The 18,352-nt window shown below is 58.7% G+C and carries 19 protein-coding genes; all 19 read left to right on the top strand.

Annotated elements, in window-relative coordinates:
* Window positions 1-35: 35 nt before the first annotated feature.
* The 19 genes from NFX52_RS07805 to NFX52_RS07715 all read left to right on the top strand — a co-directional run bounded on the left by NFX52_RS07805 (window position 36) and on the right by NFX52_RS07715 (window position 18,349).
* Window positions 36-1,754, top strand: a complete 1,719-nt coding sequence (locus tag NFX52_RS07805; protein ID WP_202907147.1) for a GspE/PulE family protein — start codon at window positions 36-38, stop codon at window positions 1,752-1,754.
* A complete protein-coding gene (locus tag NFX52_RS07800; protein ID WP_055396824.1) occupies window positions 1,747-2,955 on the top strand; it encodes a type II secretion system F family protein in 1,209 nt (402 codons plus the stop codon). The genes NFX52_RS07805 and NFX52_RS07800 overlap by 8 nt, the downstream gene beginning before the upstream one ends.
* Window positions 2,956-2,981: 26 nt before the next feature.
* Entirely contained in the window at window positions 2,982-3,425 is a 444-nt protein-coding gene (gspG, locus tag NFX52_RS07795) for a type II secretion system major pseudopilin GspG (RefSeq protein ID WP_055396821.1), read from the top strand.
* Between the two features lie 50 nt (window positions 3,426-3,475).
* Window positions 3,476-3,970, top strand: a complete 495-nt coding sequence (locus NFX52_RS07790; protein ID WP_082437370.1) for a GspH/FimT family pseudopilin — start codon at window positions 3,476-3,478, stop codon at window positions 3,968-3,970.
* Window positions 3,967-4,419 carry a type IV pilus modification PilV family protein gene (locus NFX52_RS07785; protein ID WP_055396819.1) on the top strand — a complete coding sequence of 151 codons (453 nt, stop codon included), beginning with the start codon at window positions 3,967-3,969 and terminating at the stop codon, window positions 4,417-4,419. Before NFX52_RS07790 ends, NFX52_RS07785 begins: the two co-directional genes overlap by 4 nt.
* Window positions 4,416-5,027 (top strand): prepilin-type N-terminal cleavage/methylation domain-containing protein, encoded by a 612-nt coding sequence (locus NFX52_RS07780; protein WP_055396816.1) that lies wholly within the window; start codon window positions 4,416-4,418, stop codon window positions 5,025-5,027. The genes NFX52_RS07785 and NFX52_RS07780 overlap by 4 nt, the downstream gene beginning before the upstream one ends.
* On the top strand, window positions 5,027-5,941 hold the full coding sequence (locus NFX52_RS07775) for a type II secretion system minor pseudopilin (protein ID WP_055396814.1): 915 nt from the start codon (window positions 5,027-5,029) through the stop codon (window positions 5,939-5,941). The genes NFX52_RS07780 and NFX52_RS07775 overlap by 1 nt, the downstream gene beginning before the upstream one ends.
* Window positions 5,938-6,939: a PilN domain-containing protein gene (locus NFX52_RS07770; RefSeq protein WP_055396812.1), complete on the top strand. Its 1,002-nt coding sequence runs from the start codon at window positions 5,938-5,940 to the stop codon at window positions 6,937-6,939. Before NFX52_RS07775 ends, NFX52_RS07770 begins: the two co-directional genes overlap by 4 nt.
* Window positions 6,940-6,965: 26 nt before the next feature.
* Window positions 6,966-7,490: a type II secretion system protein GspM gene (gspM, locus tag NFX52_RS07765; RefSeq protein WP_238385549.1), complete on the top strand. Its 525-nt coding sequence runs from the start codon at window positions 6,966-6,968 to the stop codon at window positions 7,488-7,490.
* Window positions 7,487-7,990, top strand: coding sequence for a hypothetical protein (locus NFX52_RS07760; RefSeq protein ID WP_238385547.1), 504 nt, complete (start codon window positions 7,487-7,489; stop codon window positions 7,988-7,990). The genes gspM and NFX52_RS07760 overlap by 4 nt, the downstream gene beginning before the upstream one ends.
* 192 nt (window positions 7,991-8,182) lie before the next feature.
* Window positions 8,183-10,423, top strand: coding sequence for a type II secretion system secretin GspD (gspD, locus tag NFX52_RS07755; protein WP_238385546.1), 2,241 nt, complete (start codon window positions 8,183-8,185; stop codon window positions 10,421-10,423).
* Between the two features lie 74 nt (window positions 10,424-10,497).
* A complete protein-coding gene (locus NFX52_RS07750; protein WP_055396806.1) occupies window positions 10,498-10,950 on the top strand; it encodes a hypothetical protein in 453 nt (150 codons plus the stop codon).
* Between the two features lie 172 nt (window positions 10,951-11,122).
* Window positions 11,123-12,094: a hypothetical protein gene (locus tag NFX52_RS07745; protein WP_055396804.1), complete on the top strand. Its 972-nt coding sequence runs from the start codon at window positions 11,123-11,125 to the stop codon at window positions 12,092-12,094.
* A 122-nt stretch (window positions 12,095-12,216) separates the two neighbouring features.
* On the top strand, window positions 12,217-13,329 hold the full coding sequence (locus tag NFX52_RS07740; RefSeq protein ID WP_252635596.1) for a YncE family protein: 1,113 nt from the start codon (window positions 12,217-12,219) through the stop codon (window positions 13,327-13,329).
* 23 nt (window positions 13,330-13,352) lie between these two features.
* Complete coding sequence (locus tag NFX52_RS07735) at window positions 13,353-14,246, top strand: peptidylprolyl isomerase (protein ID WP_242701099.1); 894 nt, start codon at window positions 13,353-13,355, stop codon at window positions 14,244-14,246.
* A 158-nt stretch (window positions 14,247-14,404) separates the two neighbouring features.
* A complete protein-coding gene (locus NFX52_RS07730; protein WP_055396795.1) occupies window positions 14,405-15,382 on the top strand; it encodes a glycosyltransferase family 2 protein in 978 nt (325 codons plus the stop codon).
* Window positions 15,383-15,384: 2 nt separating this feature from the next.
* Window positions 15,385-16,608, top strand: a complete 1,224-nt coding sequence (locus NFX52_RS07725) for a glycosyltransferase family 4 protein (RefSeq protein WP_202907146.1) — start codon at window positions 15,385-15,387, stop codon at window positions 16,606-16,608.
* Window positions 16,608-17,528, top strand: coding sequence for an NAD-dependent epimerase/dehydratase family protein (locus NFX52_RS07720; protein ID WP_055396794.1), 921 nt, complete (start codon window positions 16,608-16,610; stop codon window positions 17,526-17,528). The genes NFX52_RS07725 and NFX52_RS07720 overlap by 1 nt, the downstream gene beginning before the upstream one ends.
* Window positions 17,525-18,349 carry an ABC transporter permease gene (locus NFX52_RS07715; RefSeq protein ID WP_055396791.1) on the top strand — a complete coding sequence of 275 codons (825 nt, stop codon included), beginning with the start codon at window positions 17,525-17,527 and terminating at the stop codon, window positions 18,347-18,349. The genes NFX52_RS07720 and NFX52_RS07715 overlap by 4 nt, the downstream gene beginning before the upstream one ends.
* Window positions 18,350-18,352: the final 3 nt, after the last annotated feature.

Genomic DNA, 18,352 nt, shown 5'->3' with positions numbered 1-18,352 from the left:
TTGGGTGGTTGGAAGAATGTTCAAAGGCGTTGGTAATGAAGCTCTCGGCTGAAATTGGTGAAGTGGAAAGCGTCGATATCGCTGCGCCCAGGCTCGGTGAGATGCTCCTTGCGGACCAGAAGTTGTCGCGCAATGACCTGGAGAGGGCGCTAGAGGTCCAGCGTTCCATGGGCGGTCGTCTGGGGCGCCTGCTTATCAGTCTGGGACTGGTGTCTGAGGTGGATGTCTACTCCGCACTGTCCCGGCAGGCCGGATTGCCTTTGGTGCGTCAAGACGCCTTCCCCAAGGAAAAGCCGGAAACGTCGCGGTTGAACACCAGCTTTTTGCTGGCCAACAACCTGCTTCCTTTGGGAAATGCAGAGGACGCTGAGTCCACGCCGGATTTCGCGTCGGTAGATCCGAAGAGCGCGGCATTGCGCGATGCATTGCGCCTGGTCTTTGGGGATGTGCCCAGGGTCTTTTTTGGCCTGGAGTCTGAAATATCCGGTCAGCTCAATGCCTGGTACGTCCAGGAGTCGGAGCCGGAAGGAGAAGCCGTTGCGGACCAGTTCGAGGCTTCTGAATTCATCGAGCACCTGAGGGACATGGCCTCGGAGGCCCCCATCATCCAGCGCGTGAGCCATATCCTCTCCCAGGCCGTGGCGGCCCAGGCCTCCGACATTCACATCGAAACCTACGAAGAAAAATCGGTGGTCCGGATACGGGTGGACGGCGAGCTGTACCCCATTGACGAGATTGATAACAAGGATGCCCCCGCTGTGGTGTCCCGCATCAAGATCCTTTCGCAACTGGACATTGCGGAACGCCGGATGCCGCAGGACGGGCGCACCAAGCTGCGCGTGCATGGCAAGGAAATGGACTCTCGCGTGTCCACCATTCCCACCATGTTTGGCGAATCGGTCGTCATGCGCTTGCTGGAAAAGAACTTCGACCTGCTCTCGTTGGAGAGCCTGCACTTCACGCCACCCACTTTGAAAACCATGCGTCAGCTGCTCAGCGTGCCACATGGGATCTTTCTGGTGACAGGTCCCACAGGCTCCGGGAAGTCCACCACGCTGTATGCCTCCATGCAGGAACTGGAGGGCGAGAACCTCAAGATTCTGACGGTGGAAGATCCGGTGGAGTACCGGCTGCAATGGCTCAACCAGGTGCAGGTCCAGCCCCAGATCGGGCTGACCTTTGCGAAGGTGTTGCGATCCTTTCTCCGTCAGGATCCTGATGTGATCATGATCGGGGAAATGCGCGATGGCGAAACCGCAGAAATTGCGGTGCAGGCGGCATTGACGGGCCACTTGGTCATGTCCACCCTGCACACCAACAGCGCGCTCGGGGCCATCGTGCGGCTCATCAACATGGGTGTGGAGCCCTATCTGATCACGGCGTCCGTCATTGGCGTGCTGGCGCAGCGCCTGGTGCGCAAGCTGTGTGAGGAATGCAAAGCGCCGTTGCTGCCGGACCAGGCGCAGGCGGCCGCAGCCTCCCTGGGCATGGCCATGGAGGAGGGCCAGGTCATCTATCGGTCCGTCGGTTGTTCTGCATGCCGGGGGACCGGCTACCGAGGGCGGTTGGCTGTTCATGAATTGCTGGTAATGTCAGAAGACGTAAAAAAAGTGGTGCTCGAAAGAGGTTCTTCGTTGGGGGGCGGAGATGGCGCCTATGCCGGGGGGAACTTGTTGCAGGATGGCGCCACCAAGGTCTTCAAAGGTCTGACGACTGCGGAAGAAGTCCTGCGCGTTGCGCGTCAAAATGATTGAATTTCAATACGATGGAATCACGTCCGATGGCAAGGCCTGCCAGGGGACGATCCGCGCGCTGAACGTGGAGACCGCGCGACTGCGACTCATTGGGCAGGGCGTGACGCCGGTTCGTATTGCAGACGAGTCGGCAGCAGTTGCCCAAGATGAGCCGCAAAGCCGGGGGGGCAAGCTCAAACGTGGCGAGATCCTTTTGTTCAGCCGCGAGATGGCCCACCTCAAGCAGGCCAACATGCCGCTGGACAAGGCGCTGGTCATGCTCAAGGAGACGGCCAACACGGAGCGGCTGAAAGCCTTCATTGCCAAGGTCGAGGAAGGGGTGCGTGGCGGTAAGTCTCTGTACCAGTCGCTGCTGCCGTTTGAGCGGGATCTTGGGCGCCAATATCTGGTTCTGATTCGGGCGGGGGAAACTTCTGGTTCGCTGCATGTGGTTCTGAAAGAACTCACAGTGCAACTGGAGGCAGAAGACAAGCTTCGCAACTACGTCATTTCCTCCATGACGTACCCCGTCATCTTGCTGATTGTTGCGGTGCTGTCCGTCGTGATGCTCCTGGCATTTGTGGTTCCCCAGTTTCGGGAAATTTTTGATTCCATGGGCGACAAACTGCCTTACTCCACGCGCTTGGTGGTCGATCTCAGTGATCTGATCCGCTCGCACTGGATGGCAATCCTGTTAGGCTTGACGGTGGTCTTGTTCCTGGGCTCCCGCTGGGGCGCGACGCCTGCGGGGCGGTTGCGCGTTGACAGTGTGCTGTTGGACCTCCCCCTGTTCGGCAAGGTGTTGCGGAATCTGCAGTTTGCTATTTATTTCCGCACCTTCGGCATCTTGCTGCAGCGGGGTGTACCCATGGTGGATGCGTTGCGCATTGCTGTGGACGCACTGACCAATACCGCATTGCGCAAGGATATTGAACCTCTGGTGGGCATTGTAAAAACAGGCAAACGACTTTCCACAGGGTTTGTCTCTCCTTACTTCGGGAAATCCAGCACCCCGCAGCTTATTCGGGTTGCAGAGGAAACAGGGCAGCTTGATATTACTCTGCTGGGTTTGGCGGATCGTTATGAGGATGAAGGTCGGCGTACCATGGGGCGTGTTTTGGCAGCCATGGAACCCTTGATTATTATTGTTTTGGGGGCATTGGTTGCCTTCATTATTATTGCGATTCTGGGTGGCGTTTTGTCGATCAACGACACAATTTGATTCTGGATTATTTGAGAGATTTTGAAATGAATGTAGTGAATTTTGAACACAAAGCAATGGCGCGAGCGCAGCGTTCCTCGGGCTTCACGCTGATTGAATTGCTGGTGGTTCTGGTGATTCTGACGTTGCTTGCCGGGCTGGTGGGCCCGAAGGTGCTTGATCAACTAGGCGGTGCCAAGTCCAAGACGGCCCGCATTCAGATCTCGGAAATTGAGCAGAGCCTGGACCTTTTCAAGCTGGACGTCGGCCGTTATCCCAATGATGCTGAAGGGCTGCGTGCCTTGGCAGAGCGGCCCGCAACGGCCCAGGGATGGAATGGCCCCTACCTGAAGAAGGGCCTGCCTTCTGATCCTTGGGGTGCCGCCTATTTGTACAAAAACCCGGGACGCAATGGCGGGCCCGACGTGTTCTCTCTGGGGTCTGACGCCAAGCCGGGCGGTGACGGTGAGAACGCGGACGTTTTTAACTGACGCTCTGTTGCGCTTTCCACTCCCCAGTGCCGTCTGGTGACTTGTTTCGCATGAGCCGCCCTTGGTTGGCGCCAGACCTCCGCATCCGTGGCTTCACGTTGTTGGAGATGCTGGTCGTGCTGGTGCTGGCTGCCATTACTGTCTCCGTGGTGGGGGCGGGCGGGCAGGCGTACATGGAGCGTTCACGCTACAACCAGACGGTACGGGATGTTTCCAGCCAACTGAACAAAGCACGTGCGCTCAGCGTCCAGGAAGGCCGTTCGGTGGCCGTGACCTACCAGCCAGACATTCGCAGGCTGGTGGTTGACGGGCGCCTGGCCCTGGAGGTGCCAGCATCACTGGTGGTCCAGTGGGAAGCGATTGAACGCAATTCGCGGACTGGCAAAACTGCAACTGCCGTGGGAGAACCTATTTTTGTGTTCAATTCCGACGGCGGCGCACGTGGCGGGCGGCTTGCAGTGCTAAGAGGTGGGCAGGGCGTCAGCTTTCGCGTGAACTGGCTCCTTGGGACGGTGGAGCAATCCATGGTCGCGGCCCAGTCATGACCGTGACGTGCTGTCTGTTGCCCCTGATTGATCCTATTTTCAAGTCATTCAGGCGAGCGCCACGGAATCAACGGGGGTTCAGTTTGCTGGAGGCCTTGGTCGCCATGGCAATTGCTTCCATTGCGCTGGCAAGTCTTTACCGCAGCGTGGGGCAAGGCTCCAAAAATGTGGTGGATGTGGAGGCTCGGGTGGAGGCCTCTCTCGTGGCCAGGTCGGCAGTGGCTGCTGGAACCTTTGCAGAGGATTTGATGCGACAGGATTCCGGGCGGGCAGGCGATTGGAATTGGCGGATTCAGGTGGCGCCCGAACCGGTCCAAATGATGGACGAGAGTGGTCGCCCGGTGGCCGGGCCACCTGTGCGTGCGGCAAGGGTGACCGTAGAGGTCAGTAAAGATGGGGTGACGGCTGTCACATGGACCACATGGAAGCCCTACAGGTCTGCACCATGACCCACTCTTTTCGAAAAACTTCCCGTGGTTTTACCTTGTTGGAGTTGCTGGTCGCATTGGCCGTGACGTCCGCAGTGGTCGCTCTGGTGTTTGCGGGCGTGGGAGTCATCGGGCGTTCGGAAGAGCGCAACCAGCGCGTCATTGAGCGCTCTGAACGCATGTTGGTGGTCAGCCAATGGCTTGGGCGCAAGTTTGACACCCTGCGCTTGTTGAGTCGGCGCGACGAAAACATCTTTGTGAATTTCTTTAGCGGAAATGCTGCGGGTGCGATCTGGGTGGCGCCATTGCCAGAGCGGGGGGATGCTGGGGGACTCTACGTATTTCGCATGAGCCCCCTGCGCCATGCCGATGGGCGCGTCGATCTGTCGGTAGAAGCCGTTCCTTATGACGGAGCACTGATGGCGCTGGACTGGGGCAAGGCTTTGCGCGAAACACTTCTGTCGGATGTGCGAACGCTTCAGTGGCATTACCAGGACGGGCTGACGGGTCAGTGGACTCAGCAATGGGACTCTGCCAAAGCGCAGTACCCCGCACGTATCCGGGTGGAAATTGCCGATGCGCGCGGAGACTGGCCTCCTCTGGTGTTCCCTCTCGCGAGGGCAAGGTGATGAAGCGGTCGAAACACGGCAGCCGGGGCGCAGCGCTGATTCTGGTGCTGTGGCTGGTTGCATCCTTGTCATTGGTGGTGATGGCGAGTTCACGGGGGATTCGCCAGCAAACGCAGCGCGCAGCGCTGGATTTGGAACGCTTGCGCGCAGAGTCCGTGCTGGACGCCGCGATCCAACTGACAGCGCAGCGAATGATGTCCGAAAAGACCGCAGACAGTTGGTACCGCATTCAACGTTTGCCAATGGGGTCGAATGACATCTGGGTGGAGGTCACGCCTTCTGGAGGTCTGGTAGACGTTAATGTCGCCAGCGAAGCCCTGCTGCAGGCGCTCTTTCAAAGAGCTGGAGGGCTCTCCTCGGGGGAGGCTGCCATCTTGACCTCACGTGTGCGGGACTTCATCGACCCTGACGACACGCCAGGTGGGGTGGGCGGGGCTGAGGCTGCCCAATACCGCGCTGCTGGCTGGCCCTCCCTGCCTCGAAATGGCGCGCTGGATGACCTTTCGGAACTGAGATCAGTCCTGGGAATGACGTCTGAGCTCTATGAGATAATCGCGCCCCACTTGGGTATCAATGGGCAGCAACGCATCGAAATCGATTCAGCCCCCCCCGCCCTGATCGACGTCCTCACGGGACAGCCAGGTTTGGGGGCGCGCATTCACAACTCCCCACCGGAAACGCGGGCTGGCGTGCTTTTGACAGGAGCTGCAGCCGAATTTTTCTCGCCTGCCCGCGCTGGAGGCGGTCTGACAGTGCGCCTCAATGCTTTTGTGCGGGCTGAAGGTGATCGCTGGTGGCAGCGTGAGGCATGGATCGATCTCAGCGAGCGTCCCGGTGGTCTGACGCCCTGGACAACGCTCTCTTTGGAGCCGACACGCCGCTTAAACAAGCCGGAACAGGAATTCAAGCCATGACAGGTTGGGGGCAGCTATCTCTTCGTGCGCAAAAAACACTGGACCGAATGGCATGGGGTTTCGGTGATCTCAAGCGCGTTCTCATGGAGCATGGCGCCTGGCCTGCAGTCGCGAGTGCAGCCATTGCGTCCGACGGAGGGCGTTGGACCATCACTGGAACCCGTGCCCGCAAGCGCGCCAACAACCGAAAGGCTTCCAGCCTGCTGGTACCGGAGTCCGGCTGTCTTTGGGGCACCGTGCAGTTGCCGGATATGCCGCGGCGCTCGTTGGCAGGCGGCGTCGAAGAAGCCCTGTGGCGGGTCTCTCCCATGCCGCCGGAACAGATTGTGGCGGCATGGTGGGCAGAACCTCAAGCCCAAGGTGGTTGGATGGTGGAGTGGGGCATGTGCCGACGCAACACCCTGGCCGAGCAAATGGCGCAGCACGGGTTTGCCGAAAATGCGCCTGTGTATCTGATGCGCCAGGGGCGCGCGCTTCCCGTCCGTACTGCGGCGTGGCAAAAGCAGTACAACCGCCAGCGTTGGATGGATTGGTTGGGGGTGGGGCTGGTGCTTGTCCTGCTCGCAGCATTGTCATTGCCGGCACTCATGCCGCTGGTCTTGAAGCGCCAGGCCGTGGTCCGCGCTGTGGAGCACGTCAACATGCTGGAGCCCAAGGCGGCTCCCTTGCGCCAGAAGATGGATGAACTGCGTCGCCAGGCAGAACTGGCGGAAGAGCTTCGCAAGAACATCAGTACGGACCTGCCTCTCGCCAGTGTCGTGGATGCGCTTTCCGCCGCTATTCCTGCCGACACCTGGCTCGATCGCATCGAAGTCAACGGTAGCGAAATCCGGATCACGGGCTTGACGGCTAACGCTACCGAACTTATTGGGCATCTAGGGCGCCAGCCTGGCTTGGTGGATGTGCGCGCCACCGGGGCAAATGTGCGCGACGGCACGCTGAATAAAGAGCGCTTCACGTTTGAAATGCGCTGGCGGGGCGAGGGAGCAAAACCATGAAAATGAATGTATGGCGCCGTCATTCGGTGGTTTTGCTGCTGGTGCTGTTTGTTGGCGCCTTGGCTTGTGCCGCTCTGATTTACAGCACTCTCTGGGCGCGTTACAACAACGCCCTGCAACAACTGGAGCCCCGCAGCGAACGCCTGGAAGGGGTAGTGAACGCCGGCGCTGAAATCGAAACCCTGCTCAGCGCTGCAAGCAGTACAGTGGCCCCGCTGGTGCACCCTGCTGGCGAAACTTCTCAAAACGATATCCAGCAGAAGCTTCGCCAGATGATCATGGCTTCTGGCGGCACGCTGGTTTCGTCCCAGGTCGCACTGGAGCCTGGGGTGGATGGCAAGCTGGCGCGCATACGCTTGACGGCAACCGTGAATGGTGAATGGGTCAAGTTGGTGAGCTTTATGGAAAGTCTTCAGACGCACCGCCCTCCTTTCTGGGTGCGCACCGCCAACATCACGCGTGAGGGGGCAAGTTCTGGCGCGGGTCCGCAAAATGCACGCCTGTCTTTGCAGCTGGAGGCCCCCTTGGCACCAGAAAAGGCCAAGCCATGATCAAACTTTGGTACGTCGGCCCCGTCCTGGGTGCCGTAGCTGTGGCTGCGAGCGCTTACTGGTGGCATACCGAAAAAGAGCGCTGGAACCCGCCGCAAGCGCGCCGGCCCGATCTTCCAAAGGTTGAGCCCATGCCCCCGGTGATCAAGGTCCGGGCAAAGCAGGCAGTGGAGCGCCCCTTGTTGTGGGCATCGCGGCGCCCGGTGGCGGTGGAAGAAAAAAAGACCAGTTTGGTCACGGAGTTGCTGCAGGCGCGCCTCACTGCAGTATTTGAGTCTGGCAAGGAGCGTGTGGCCATCTTGCAGCGCCCCGATGGCAGCACCCTCAAGATCACCGGGGAAACCAAACCCTGGCGAGTTGAGTCCTTTGATGGCCGCAAGGCTCTCTTTGTGTCAGCTGATGACCAACGTGTAGAGCGCCCGCTGGAAGCGGGAAGTGCGGCGGCCGTGAAAGCCGGACCGATCGGTGACCGCCTGCGCAGGCCTGCAACAAATCAATAAGCCCTAGCGGCGTACCCCAATATTGGAGCTATCTCTATGAATATTCGGCCATCCATCCTCTTGCTCGCATTGCTGGCGGCAGGCTGTGCCAGCACGCAGGGAGGTCCTGCGGCGTCCGGAGTTGCGGACTCCAAGGTCGCAGTTGGCGGAGCACCGGGGCCATCGCAGCCTGTTGCAGCTGCGGCTGCGCCAGTGGCGCCAAGCCCTGCACCGGCAGCGTCAGCGCCCAAGGAGCAGGCGCAAAAGAATGCTTCTTCCAGCACCAAGCTTTATCCTGGCAACGACCAGTTTTTCAAGCGCGACAAGGCTCCTGCGATCGATCCCGTGCTTGCCAAGGGCGACAAGGTGGCACTCAATTTCGAGAATGTCACTGTCAGCAACTTGGCTACAGCGTTGCTAGGAGACCTGCTCAAGCTCAACTACACCATCGACGCTGGTGGCGAAACGGTGGTGAGCCTGCATACGCGCCAGCCGCTGCTGCGCAGTCAGGTTCTGGATGTGCTGGATGCGGTGCTGTTGCCCCACGACTTGGCCATCGTCCGCGACAACGCGGGGGTCTACCACGTGACCAAGCGTACCGTTACCGTGGGCGCGCGCCCGGTGGTGGGGGCGTCCAAATTCAAGGATCTGTCGGGTGCCGGGACGGTTATCGTTCCCTTGAACCACATTGCAGCGGCCGAGATGGCCAAGATTCTGGCGCCTATCGCACCCCGTGAGGCCATCGTCTACGTGGATTCCTTGCGCAACCTGCTGGTGCTGCAGGGCAGCAAGGCCCAGTTGGGTGGTTGGCTGGAAATGGTGGAAGCGTTTGACGTGGACTTTCTCTCTGGCATGTCGCTGGGTGTGTTCGTGTTGGAAAACGCCAACGTCAACGTGGTACGGGATGCCCTGCAGGCGATGCTGGGTTCTGACAAATCCTCCGATCCCTATGGGGGTGCTGGTGCCGCACCTGCGGGGGGCGCGCCTAGCACGTCGGGTGCTGCTGCAGGTGGTGCGGCTGCAAGTGGTGGTGCCAGCGGTGCCGGCGCCCAGATGGCGACCCCTTTGGGTGGCTTGATTCGCGTCTTTCCCGTTGAGCGCCTGAATGCCCTGGTAGTGGTCACGCCGCGCAGTCATTTGTTGGCCCAAGTGGAAACCTGGATCCGTCGCCTGGACCGTCCTACCGATACGCTGGAGGCCAGCCTGTTTGTGTATCCGGTGCAAAACGGCTCGGCATTGCAGCTGGCGGAAATGCTCAATGGCCTTTTTGGTGGGCAGTCCGGGCAAGCCGGCTCGGGTGGCGTCGCGGCGGGCTCGGCGCCCACGCAGTTCTCTCGGGGGGCGGGGGGCTCCGGTCTGGGTACGGGCAGCACTGGCAATACGGGCAGTTCCAGCGGCCTCTATGGCAATAGCAGCAGCTCCGGCACAGGCAGTAGTCCTATGAACGCCGCGCTGGGTGCTGGCGGAAACAGAACTTCTTCGAACAACACATCCCTTACGTCGACGAGTCAATTGGGCGGCAATGTGCGTGTGGTTGCAGACGAGAAGCGCAACGCTCTGCTGATTCGCGCTCCGCGCACCGAATACCGCCGCATCGAGCAGGCATTGCGCGAACTGGACAGGGCTCCGATGCAGGTGTTGATTGAGGCCAGCATCGTGGAGGTGAGCCTCACGGGCAACCTTGAATATGGTGTGGAGTGGTTCCTGCAGAACGGTCTTAGCAGGGACCGCCAAGGTGGGGCACTGTTGGATCTCAACAGCGAAATCAGCGGGATAGGCCCTAAAGTCCCTGGCTTTTCGTACACCATCACCAAGGCGAACGTGGTTCGCGCCGCGCTGAACGCCGTTGCCTCAAAAAATCAAGTGCGGTTGTTATCTAGTCCGTCGCTCCTGGTTCTGAACAACCACACCGCGACCATTCAAGTCGGAGACCAACAGCCCATTCTGAGTTCAACTTCGGCCGCTACTGGCAGTAGCTTTATCACTCAGTCCATTACTTACAAAGATACTGGTGTGATGCTCTCCGTTACGCCATCCGTCAATGCGGGGGGGTTGATCTCCATGGATATCTCTCAGCAAGTCACCGATGTGGGTGAGAGGGACGTTGTGACGAGTCAGCGGTCCTTTCAGACCCGGCAAATACAAACGCGTGTCGCAGTGCGTTCCGGCGAGTCCATCGTTCTGGGTGGGTTGATTCGTGAAAATGACACCAACAGCCGTGCCGGTTTGCCGGGGCTTGCAGACGTCCCGGTGTTGGGGGCCCTATTCTCAAATACGTCAAACCAGCGTAGACGCACGGAGCTGCTGGTGCTAATGACGCCCCGCGCTCTGGAGGACGATGATCAGCTGCGTTCGGCCAGTGCGGAGATGCGGGAACGTATGCGCTCCTTGTCCTTGCAGGCACAGCCAATGAGTTTCCGCCCGCCAGATGCCCCGTTGCAACCCTCGCGCTGACTGCGCCTGGCTCCTACGGCTCTGGCCAACGTCGCGCATCCCACATATAGATAGTCAATCAGGAGATTCTTAACATGACAAAACCTGTTACCCGTCGTCATCTTGTCGCAACCCTGGCTGCGCCTGCGGTTTTGGCGGTGCTGGTGGGCTGTGCCGCCACTGGTGGTGCAGTGGTGTCGGCTGAAGATGACCAGGCAGCACTTCTGGCCCGGTCGAAAGCGTACTGGGCGCTCATTCAGAAAAATGACCGCGTAGGAGCCTGGGCCTATGAGGCGTTGTCCAAGGACCCGAGCGGTACGTTGGAAGGCTACCTCAAGCGTGGGGGCATTGCATTTGATGCGGTGGAGGTGCGTGGTGTGCGCAGCATTGACGGGGGCAGCGCCATCGTTACCGTCTGGATGCGCTACTCCCTGCCATTGTTACGTGTAAAACGAAAGGAGGCTGTGCTGGAAGATGAATGGCGCCGCGTTGATGGTGCATGGCACCATGTGCAGCGGCCTAGTGTCATGTTTCCAACATCGCAGTGATGGTTCGTTGTTTGGGTGCAACAAACTACCGTGCGGTGGTTTTCTGACTGAAATAGGTTGAAAAAATCGAAGGTATCAGTATAGGATTGCATCAACCCAAACGGAGTACGGATGGGTTGCAGATCCCGCACAGGGTGGGAAAGCTTCCTTCAATTATCTAAGGACTGAGAAGATGAAAAAATTTGCAATGGCAGCCGTTGCAGCCGCTGCGCTGAGTGCTGGTGTGGCGCAGGCGTACACCGTGGGTACGTACAGCAATGGTTTCGTGGTTCCTAACGTGGTCCACAACGGCGACGCCGATACCACTGCAGTGGGTATCGTCAATCAAACCGGCAACACTGTGCCTGTGTTTTGGACGTTCTTTGATGCGAACTCCAACCACGTCACCGACGGTTGCTTCCCTATGACCAACAAGGACTTCGAGCCTTTCGTTTGGTCGCAGCAATCCGGTAACGGTCTGAGTGGCGTGCGTGGTTACCTGGTGTTCGCTGTTGGTGCAAACACCGCCAACACCTCTGCAGCAACTGCATGTAATGTGGCTGCCGCAACGGCTGGTGCAGCTGCTAACGGTCAAATCGGTGCTAGCGCCTTCCAGGTCACCACCGGTACCCAAGACGTGGCTTATGTTCCAGTGATCGACGGTCCTCTGAACCTGGTTTCTGGTTCTGACCTGACCATCCTGGGCCCAAATAGCCTGCTGTCCGTTGGTGGTGCTCGTGCTGTTGGTGCTACTGCCTCGGCCCTCATTCCACCTCAGACGCCTAATCCTTCCTTCAGCATGCGTTACGCTATCGATAACACGGCTAATGCAGGTCTGGAGACCCGCATTGTGGTGTGGTCGACTGGTGACCAGCGTGGCACCCACACGGTTAACATGTACGATGCGGCTCAAAACCGTAAGTCTGTGAACTTCGCTCTGGCTGAAGCTGAACTGTCGTTCTTTAATCCAGAAACGATCCCAGGCCGTCCTGCAAACTTTGGCGATGGCTTCATTGAATGGGCTCCCATGTCTGCTGAGCCAGCTGACTACCCAGGTACTTCTGGTCAATCGCTGTTCTTCCTGGGCGGTTCTGTGTTCACGTACAGCGTGATCAACATGCCTGCTTTCGGTGCTATCCAGTCCATCCTTGGTACGCACAACTAATTTTTCTTGATATGCACGGCAGTTTACACCGTGCATAAAAAGAAAAAACAAGCGGCCACATTGGGGCTGCATAAAAAAATGGCGCCGTTCGGCGCCATTTTTTTTGCATGTCTGGGGTCTTTATGAAATTGTCTTGCTCTGTTTCTTTCCGGCTTCTTGCTGTGCTGGGTTTTTGGGGGCTGGCGGGTTGCCAGATGCAGCCCGTATCTGTTGAAGGAGGGGGGGCTCCTCCCGCTAAGGCGCCAGTCACTCAAGGTGCTTCTGATCGAACGGCCATTGATGCTCACATGGTCTGGGGTGGTGAGGTGCGCTGTTTTGCCAAGGGAGAGTGCCGCTTCGTGCTGGTCGAGCATGAAGAGGGGCGGGTGGTTCTGCACCAACTCAGCGGAAGAACCTCTCGTCAGTTGGATCGCCAACCTGTGGCCTACCATCCGGATTCTGCAGTGTGGTTGTCGGACACCCTGGTGGCTGCAGCTGTTGAGGCTACGGGGAGTCTCGACATCTTCAGAGTAGAGGGCGAGCGCCTGGTGCGAATACATCAGGCTGTTGTAGGTTTTGCCCCGCGTGATGTCGTCTTGGTCAGCGCGTCGCAGGGCCAATACAAGATGTTGGCAACACCGTACAGCGGAAAGAATGTGGCGTGGATCGATTGGCACGAAGACAATCGGCAGGCAGCCGTGTCAAAAGCGGTGCGATGGTGTGAGGCTCCGTGGCATCCTGTTCGCGTGACCAAAATTCCTGGCACGGCAAGTGGTGGATTTGCCGTCGCCTGTCTTGATGATCGCAAGGTTGTGGCAGTCTCCGATACAGATCTCCTGGCAACACCCCGCGTGCTTGCCACTTTTGGTGCTATCGCTCGCCATGCGCGGCCTTCACCTTCGGGTCAGTGGTTGTATGTGGCTTTGGAGACTGGTGCACGCAATGCCCGTATCAACATGCAAACCGGGGAACTCCAATACATACAGTCACCTCTGACGGGCAGTGTTGCTGTCGCTCCACTGTCTGACGATCTGGTCGTGTGGGCTGACGACGGAAAGATGTATCTGCAGCGTCTTGATGCTGACGCGAAAGTGTTGGAAACGCGCTGGATAAAGACCAGCGGATTCTCTACGGGTTTGCAGCTCATCGATGTGGATGGTGATGGCGGGCGCGACTTGGTGGTGCTCAATTCAGTCGATTCCGTCGTGGATGTGATCTACGGCCCGCTTTGGGATCGCGCTGTCGAACGCCTGTGAGTTTGTTTTTTGTAGTAATTACTATGACCCCTTCTTTGTGCAATCCGGGCTGGCTTCGAGCCCTTGTAATGTGTGTTGCAGCCGCTACTGCATCGCTGGCAGGTGCGTCGGAGACGCTGGTTCGCCTATCCAATGGTGAAACGATCAGTCAAGATGACTTTTCGGCCTATGTGGAAAAGCGGATAGATCTTCGGGCGTCCAGTCGCAACGTTTGGGGCGTACAAACTGTATTGCGGGAAATGGCCACGGTACGGGTGCTATCCCTGGAGGGCGCACGAATCGGTGAGCCGCGCCAAGAGGGAAGGGAGGAGCAGCGTTTTGATGATGTCTATGCACACGCTGTCCATACCAAGCTGCTTCCTGTCTGTGCGCCTCCTGCCGACGAGAAGGCATCGCGTCAGTATTTCAGCGACAACCCTCAGGCATTCCGGGTGCCGCCGATGGCTCGGCTGAGTCGAGTGATTCTTCCTGCGTCCGAGATCCTGGAGGGTGAACCTGCCGCAGCATGGCTGATGAAAGAGGCGGAGATTGTTGCTTCGGGGAAGAAGTCATTTGATGACTTGGTCAAGCAAGCAGAGGCTGTGTACAGGCTGGACACTCAAGGTGATTTAGGTTGGATTACCCTTTTTGATGAAGATGCTAGTGTGCTGCGTGTTTTGGCTACGGCAAAACAAGGGGAGATGGTAGGCCCACTTCGCGAAGGCGATTTCGCCTATCTTTTCAAGGTGAATGAAAAGCGTGAGGGGCGTCAGTTGGCGTGGGAAGAGGTTGCTGTGTCTGTGCCCGCCCGTGCCGTCTCCTTTTGTCGCCAAGAGGGTGCCAAGAAGGTTCGAAGCGATTTGTTTGCGAAGTACGGCGTTGAACTGGATAACGCTGCGATCAGATCGCTATTCTTGAAGCAGCCTCCAGCCAAATAACCGCTGACGTAGTTGGGAGCCCGGGAGGGGCGCCACTTTTGGGTGGCGCAGTACAATGGTCGGTTTTGCAGATTGCCATGGCGCTCTGCCAGAAATGTGCAATCTGACGACAAGGCGCATGGCGCTATCTTCCTATTGAGCTCCCGCCAATTCTGCCAATGACTGAAATACGCGCCTCCGTGTTGATCCCCGTCAAGAACGGAGGGCACTTGCTGGGTGAAGTGCTGGATGCTGTGCTCTCGCAGCAAGCACCTTGGCCATTCGAGGTCATTGTGATGGACTCCGGATCATCCGACGATTCTGTGGAGTGCGCTCGGCAGCGTGGTGTTCGTGTAGAGACCATTCCTGCGGCAGAGTTCGGCCACGGGCGTACACGCAATCTACTGGCTTCCATGGCAAGGGGGCAGTTTCTGGTATTTATCACGCAAGACGCGCGACCTGCGGGCTCCAAATGGCTGTACAACATGGTGCAGGGTTGCGATGCTGAGCCAGGCGTCGCGGGGGCTTTTGGTCCTCATCGAGCGCATCCCCAAGCGCGGCATGTTACGCACTGTGAGCTGAATCAGCATTTTGCCGGCTTTGGTGACAAGCTGTCTGTGGTTCGCCTTGAAGACCCCGCCCGATTTGCCAGAGATCCTGGTTACCGCCAGTGGCTGCACTTTTTCTCCAGCAACAATTCATGCATCCGCCGATCGGTGTGGGAGCAACTGCCTTTGCCAGAAGTGGCATTTGCAGAGGACCAGACATGGGCGCTGCGCGCCATTGAGGCGGGGCACGCGAAGGCCTTTGTGCCAGATGCGGTGGTCTACCATTCGCACGATTTCGGTGTGTGGGAGACGTTGCAGCGCAATTTTGACGAAGCACGCTCATTCAATCTCTATTTTGGCTATCGCATTCAGGACAGCTTGGTGCAGGCTTTGAAGTCCGGTCTGTACTTGGCAAAGCGGGATCTTGGCTGGTTACGTGGCGGGGGGCTGCAGGGCTGGCGCCTTTGTAAAAATGCGATTTACATGGGCTTCATTGAAATGGCGAGGGTTTCGGGGCAATACCTGGGCACGCGCCACGACCGTTTGCCCGCTTGGCTGCTGCGCTCGGTGTCGCGCGATGAGCAATTGCAGCGTGCGGGAGCTGTCTGACCATGGCGTTGAATCTGTCCAAGAAGATCTGGCGTGTAAAAGAAATGGCGCGCAAGGAAGGCGTTTTTGCCGCCCTGCGTGCGGTGGTGCGTCGCCTGCGCCAAGGCCCCGGGAGGTATGTGGATGTCTTTCGACACTACGACTTTGCCCTGCCTTATGTCTTGCCTGCCCAGTCGGGTGAGGCCAAGCCGGGCACCCTGCTGTGGTTCATTCCAGACTTCAATGTCGGGTCCGGTGGCCATCTGAACATCTTCCGCACCATCTGGCATCTGGAGCAGATGGGCTATGCCTCCAGTATCGTGATCGGCAAGCCCGTCATGCACCACGATGCGCAGGAGGCCCGCGAGGCCATTCGGAAGCACTTCTTTCCGCTGCAGGCGCAGGTGTTGTTGGGTCTTGAAGATCTGCCGCCGTGCGAATTTTCCATTGCTACGGGATGGGACACTGCCTACACCGTACGCGCCTTTACGGGCGCGAGGCACAAGCTCTACTTTGTGCAGGACTACGAGCCGCATTTTTACCCCGTCGGGTCGGAGTCGGTCTTAGCACAGAATACTTACAGCTTTGGATTTTTCGGCATCACGGCGGGTGGCTGGCTGGCCAGCAAGTTGGCGAATGAATATGGCATGACCACCCACGCGGTAGGTTTTGGAGTGGAACTAGAGCGTTACCGGCGCTTGCCGCGCAGGGAGCCGGAGATTCGCCGGGTTTTCTTCTACGCGCGTCCCCCCACGCCCCGCAGGGCGTTTGAGATAGGACTTCTGGTGCTGAATGCAGTGTGGGAGCGGATGCCCGACGTCCAGTTCGTACTGGCAGGCTGGGACACGGCTGGCTATCACATTCCGTTTCCACACTTGGGGTGTGGAACCGTGGCGCTCGATGATCTGCCGGATCTCTACAGCCAGTGCGATGTGGCGCTGGTTCTGTCGCTCACGAATGCATCGCTATTGCCCCTGGAGTTGATGGCTTCGGGTTGTGCTGTGGTTTCGAATCGGGGCCCCAACGTGGAATGGCTGCTCAATGAAGACGTGGCCACTCTGGCAGAGTCTTCGCCCGAGGGGTTGGCGGATGCAGTCTGTGACTTGTTGCAGAACGATGAACGGCGCCATGCTTTGAGCGCACGGGCCGAAAAGTTTGCGCGGGCGCAGACTTGGGACATGGTTGCGAAGGACTTTGAAGCCGCCCTGCTGCACGCGCGCACCCAGCAGCAAGTGGAGGCTTCCTGATGCGTTGCGCAATTTTGGGAGGTGCCGGGTTTCTGGGGCGCCATATTGGGCGTGCCATGGCGTCGGAAGGCGCAGAGGTGTGGTCGGTAGACCGGTCATTGTCGGCTGCGGGTAGTGCTCCCTGGCTGGCAGGAGAGGTGCAGGCAGATTGTTTTGACCTGCCCTCCTGGTGGGATGTGGTGGGGGGGGCAGATGTGATTGTTCACCTCGCTTCCTCCACGGTGCCGGCCACGGCCAGTGAGGACCCTATCCAGGATGTCCAGACCAATCTAGTGGGAACCTTGCGCCTTCTTCAGGAATTGCGAAAAAAGGCTGTGCGCCCCAGGTTGCTGTTTGCGTCATCCGGCGGGGCGGTGTACGGGCGGCCGCAGTATGTGCCTTTGTGTGAGGCCCATCCCACCATGCCCATGGGGGCCTACGGCGCCACCAAACTGGCGATTGAGCACCACTTGCGCATCGAAGAAGCACAGCATGGCCTGCCATGCCGGATTCTGCGCTTGAGCAATCCCTACGGTGAGTGGCAGCAACCCCATGGAGTCCAAGGTGTGATTGCCGTTTTCGCACACCGTGCGCTCAATGCGCAACCGCTGGATGTGTGGGGTGATGGGTCCGTGGTGCGCGATTTTGTTTACGCTGCGGATGTGGGATATGCGTTCGCAGCAGCGGCACGCCATGAGGGGGAGACCCGGATATTCAACATTGGCGGTGGTGCAGGGCACAGCGTCAACGATATTGTGCACACACTGGAGCAGTTGTTGGGGCATGCCGTAGAACGGCGTGTATTCCCCGCGCGTCCTTTTGACCCACCGGTCAATGTGTTGGACATTCAGCGTGCCCAGAACGAGCTGTTCTGGAAGCCGACGATGGCTTTCGAGGATGGGGTGGCCAAATCGGTCGAATGGCTGCGGACGGTAGCATGACGCGCCCTGTTTCCCATTCCACTGGGGTCTCATCGGCAGCGCCGCGCAATGCGCGCCAGTTGTGGGTGCTTTGGCGTTACTGGATGGTGCGCGAGTTCAAGACCCGCTATGCCGGTTCGGTATTGGGTTTTGCCTGGGCTTTTGTTCAGCCCGTTGCCACGCTGGCCATCTTCTATGTTCTTTTTGGCCTGGTGCTGGCGGTGCGGGTGCCCGGGCTGGACGTGAACAATGGCTATCTGCTGCACCTTCTGGCAGGGCTTGCAGTCTGGCTGCCCTTTACCGATGCCATTGGCCGGGGGGTTGGGTCTCTGGCGGCGTATGAGGACTTTCTGCGCAAGCAGCCTATGCCTGCGGAGATACTGCCCGCAGTGTCCGTTGGCGGCAGCCTGCTCGTTCTGGGTATTGGCTATGCGCTGTTGATTGTCTTGTCGGTGGTGCAGGGTGTGGGGCCTTACGCGTCATTGGCTTGGCTGCCGGTTCTGGTGCTGGCCCAGATTGCGCTGACCTTTGGTCTTACGTTGTTGCTGAGCATGGCCCATTTTCTGTGGCGTGATGTGGGCTCCATGGTGGCCTTCGCACTACAGCTCTGGTTCTACCTGACACCTGTCGTATACCCCCTGTCCCAGGTGCCGGAGAAATTCCACAACTGGTTCCTTTTCAACCCCGTAGCGTGCCTGGTCCTGATGGTGCAGAGCACTGTATTGCATATGCCGGTACCGCCGGGAACCCCCGTGGCCTTGGCCGTATGGGTGTTGTTGCTGGGTGGAGGGGGGTGGTGGTTCTTCCGCTCCATGAAGTCTGCACTGGGCGAGGCCTTGTAAAGC

The organism is Acidovorax facilis (assembly GCF_023913775.1).
GTDB lineage: Bacteria > Pseudomonadota > Gammaproteobacteria > Burkholderiales > Burkholderiaceae_C > Acidovorax > Acidovorax facilis.
Note: the sequence above shows the minus strand (reverse complement) of the source record. Positions and strands in the feature narration are given on the sequence as shown.

Bases quoted from the DNA above. Each gene is read 5' to 3' on its own strand.
- NFX52_RS07805 (WP_202907147.1), top strand. From the start codon at position 36: ATGAAGCTCTCGGCTGAAATTGGTGAAGTGGAAAGCGTCGATATCGCT.
- NFX52_RS07800 (WP_055396824.1), top strand. From the start codon at position 1,747: ATGATTGAATTTCAATACGATGGAATCACGTCCGATGGCAAGGCCTGC.
- gspG (WP_055396821.1), top strand. From the start codon at position 2,982: ATGAATGTAGTGAATTTTGAACACAAAGCAATGGCGCGAGCGCAGCGT.
- NFX52_RS07790 (WP_082437370.1), top strand. From the start codon at position 3,476: ATGAGCCGCCCTTGGTTGGCGCCAGACCTCCGCATCCGTGGCTTCACG.
- NFX52_RS07785 (WP_055396819.1), top strand. From the start codon at position 3,967: ATGACCGTGACGTGCTGTCTGTTGCCCCTGATTGATCCTATTTTCAAG.
- NFX52_RS07780 (WP_055396816.1), top strand. From the start codon at position 4,416: ATGACCCACTCTTTTCGAAAAACTTCCCGTGGTTTTACCTTGTTGGAG.
- NFX52_RS07775 (WP_055396814.1), top strand. From the start codon at position 5,027: ATGAAGCGGTCGAAACACGGCAGCCGGGGCGCAGCGCTGATTCTGGTG.
- NFX52_RS07770 (WP_055396812.1), top strand. From the start codon at position 5,938: ATGACAGGTTGGGGGCAGCTATCTCTTCGTGCGCAAAAAACACTGGAC.
- NFX52_RS07760 (WP_238385547.1), top strand. From the start codon at position 7,487: ATGATCAAACTTTGGTACGTCGGCCCCGTCCTGGGTGCCGTAGCTGTG.
- NFX52_RS07750 (WP_055396806.1), top strand. From the start codon at position 10,498: ATGACAAAACCTGTTACCCGTCGTCATCTTGTCGCAACCCTGGCTGCG.
- NFX52_RS07745 (WP_055396804.1), top strand. From the start codon at position 11,123: ATGAAAAAATTTGCAATGGCAGCCGTTGCAGCCGCTGCGCTGAGTGCT.
- NFX52_RS07740 (WP_252635596.1), top strand. From the start codon at position 12,217: ATGAAATTGTCTTGCTCTGTTTCTTTCCGGCTTCTTGCTGTGCTGGGT.
- NFX52_RS07735 (WP_242701099.1), top strand. From the start codon at position 13,353: ATGACCCCTTCTTTGTGCAATCCGGGCTGGCTTCGAGCCCTTGTAATG.
- NFX52_RS07730 (WP_055396795.1), top strand. From the start codon at position 14,405: ATGACTGAAATACGCGCCTCCGTGTTGATCCCCGTCAAGAACGGAGGG.
- NFX52_RS07725 (WP_202907146.1), top strand. From the start codon at position 15,385: ATGGCGTTGAATCTGTCCAAGAAGATCTGGCGTGTAAAAGAAATGGCG.
- NFX52_RS07720 (WP_055396794.1), top strand. From the start codon at position 16,608: ATGCGTTGCGCAATTTTGGGAGGTGCCGGGTTTCTGGGGCGCCATATT.
- NFX52_RS07715 (WP_055396791.1), top strand. From the start codon at position 17,525: ATGACGCGCCCTGTTTCCCATTCCACTGGGGTCTCATCGGCAGCGCCG.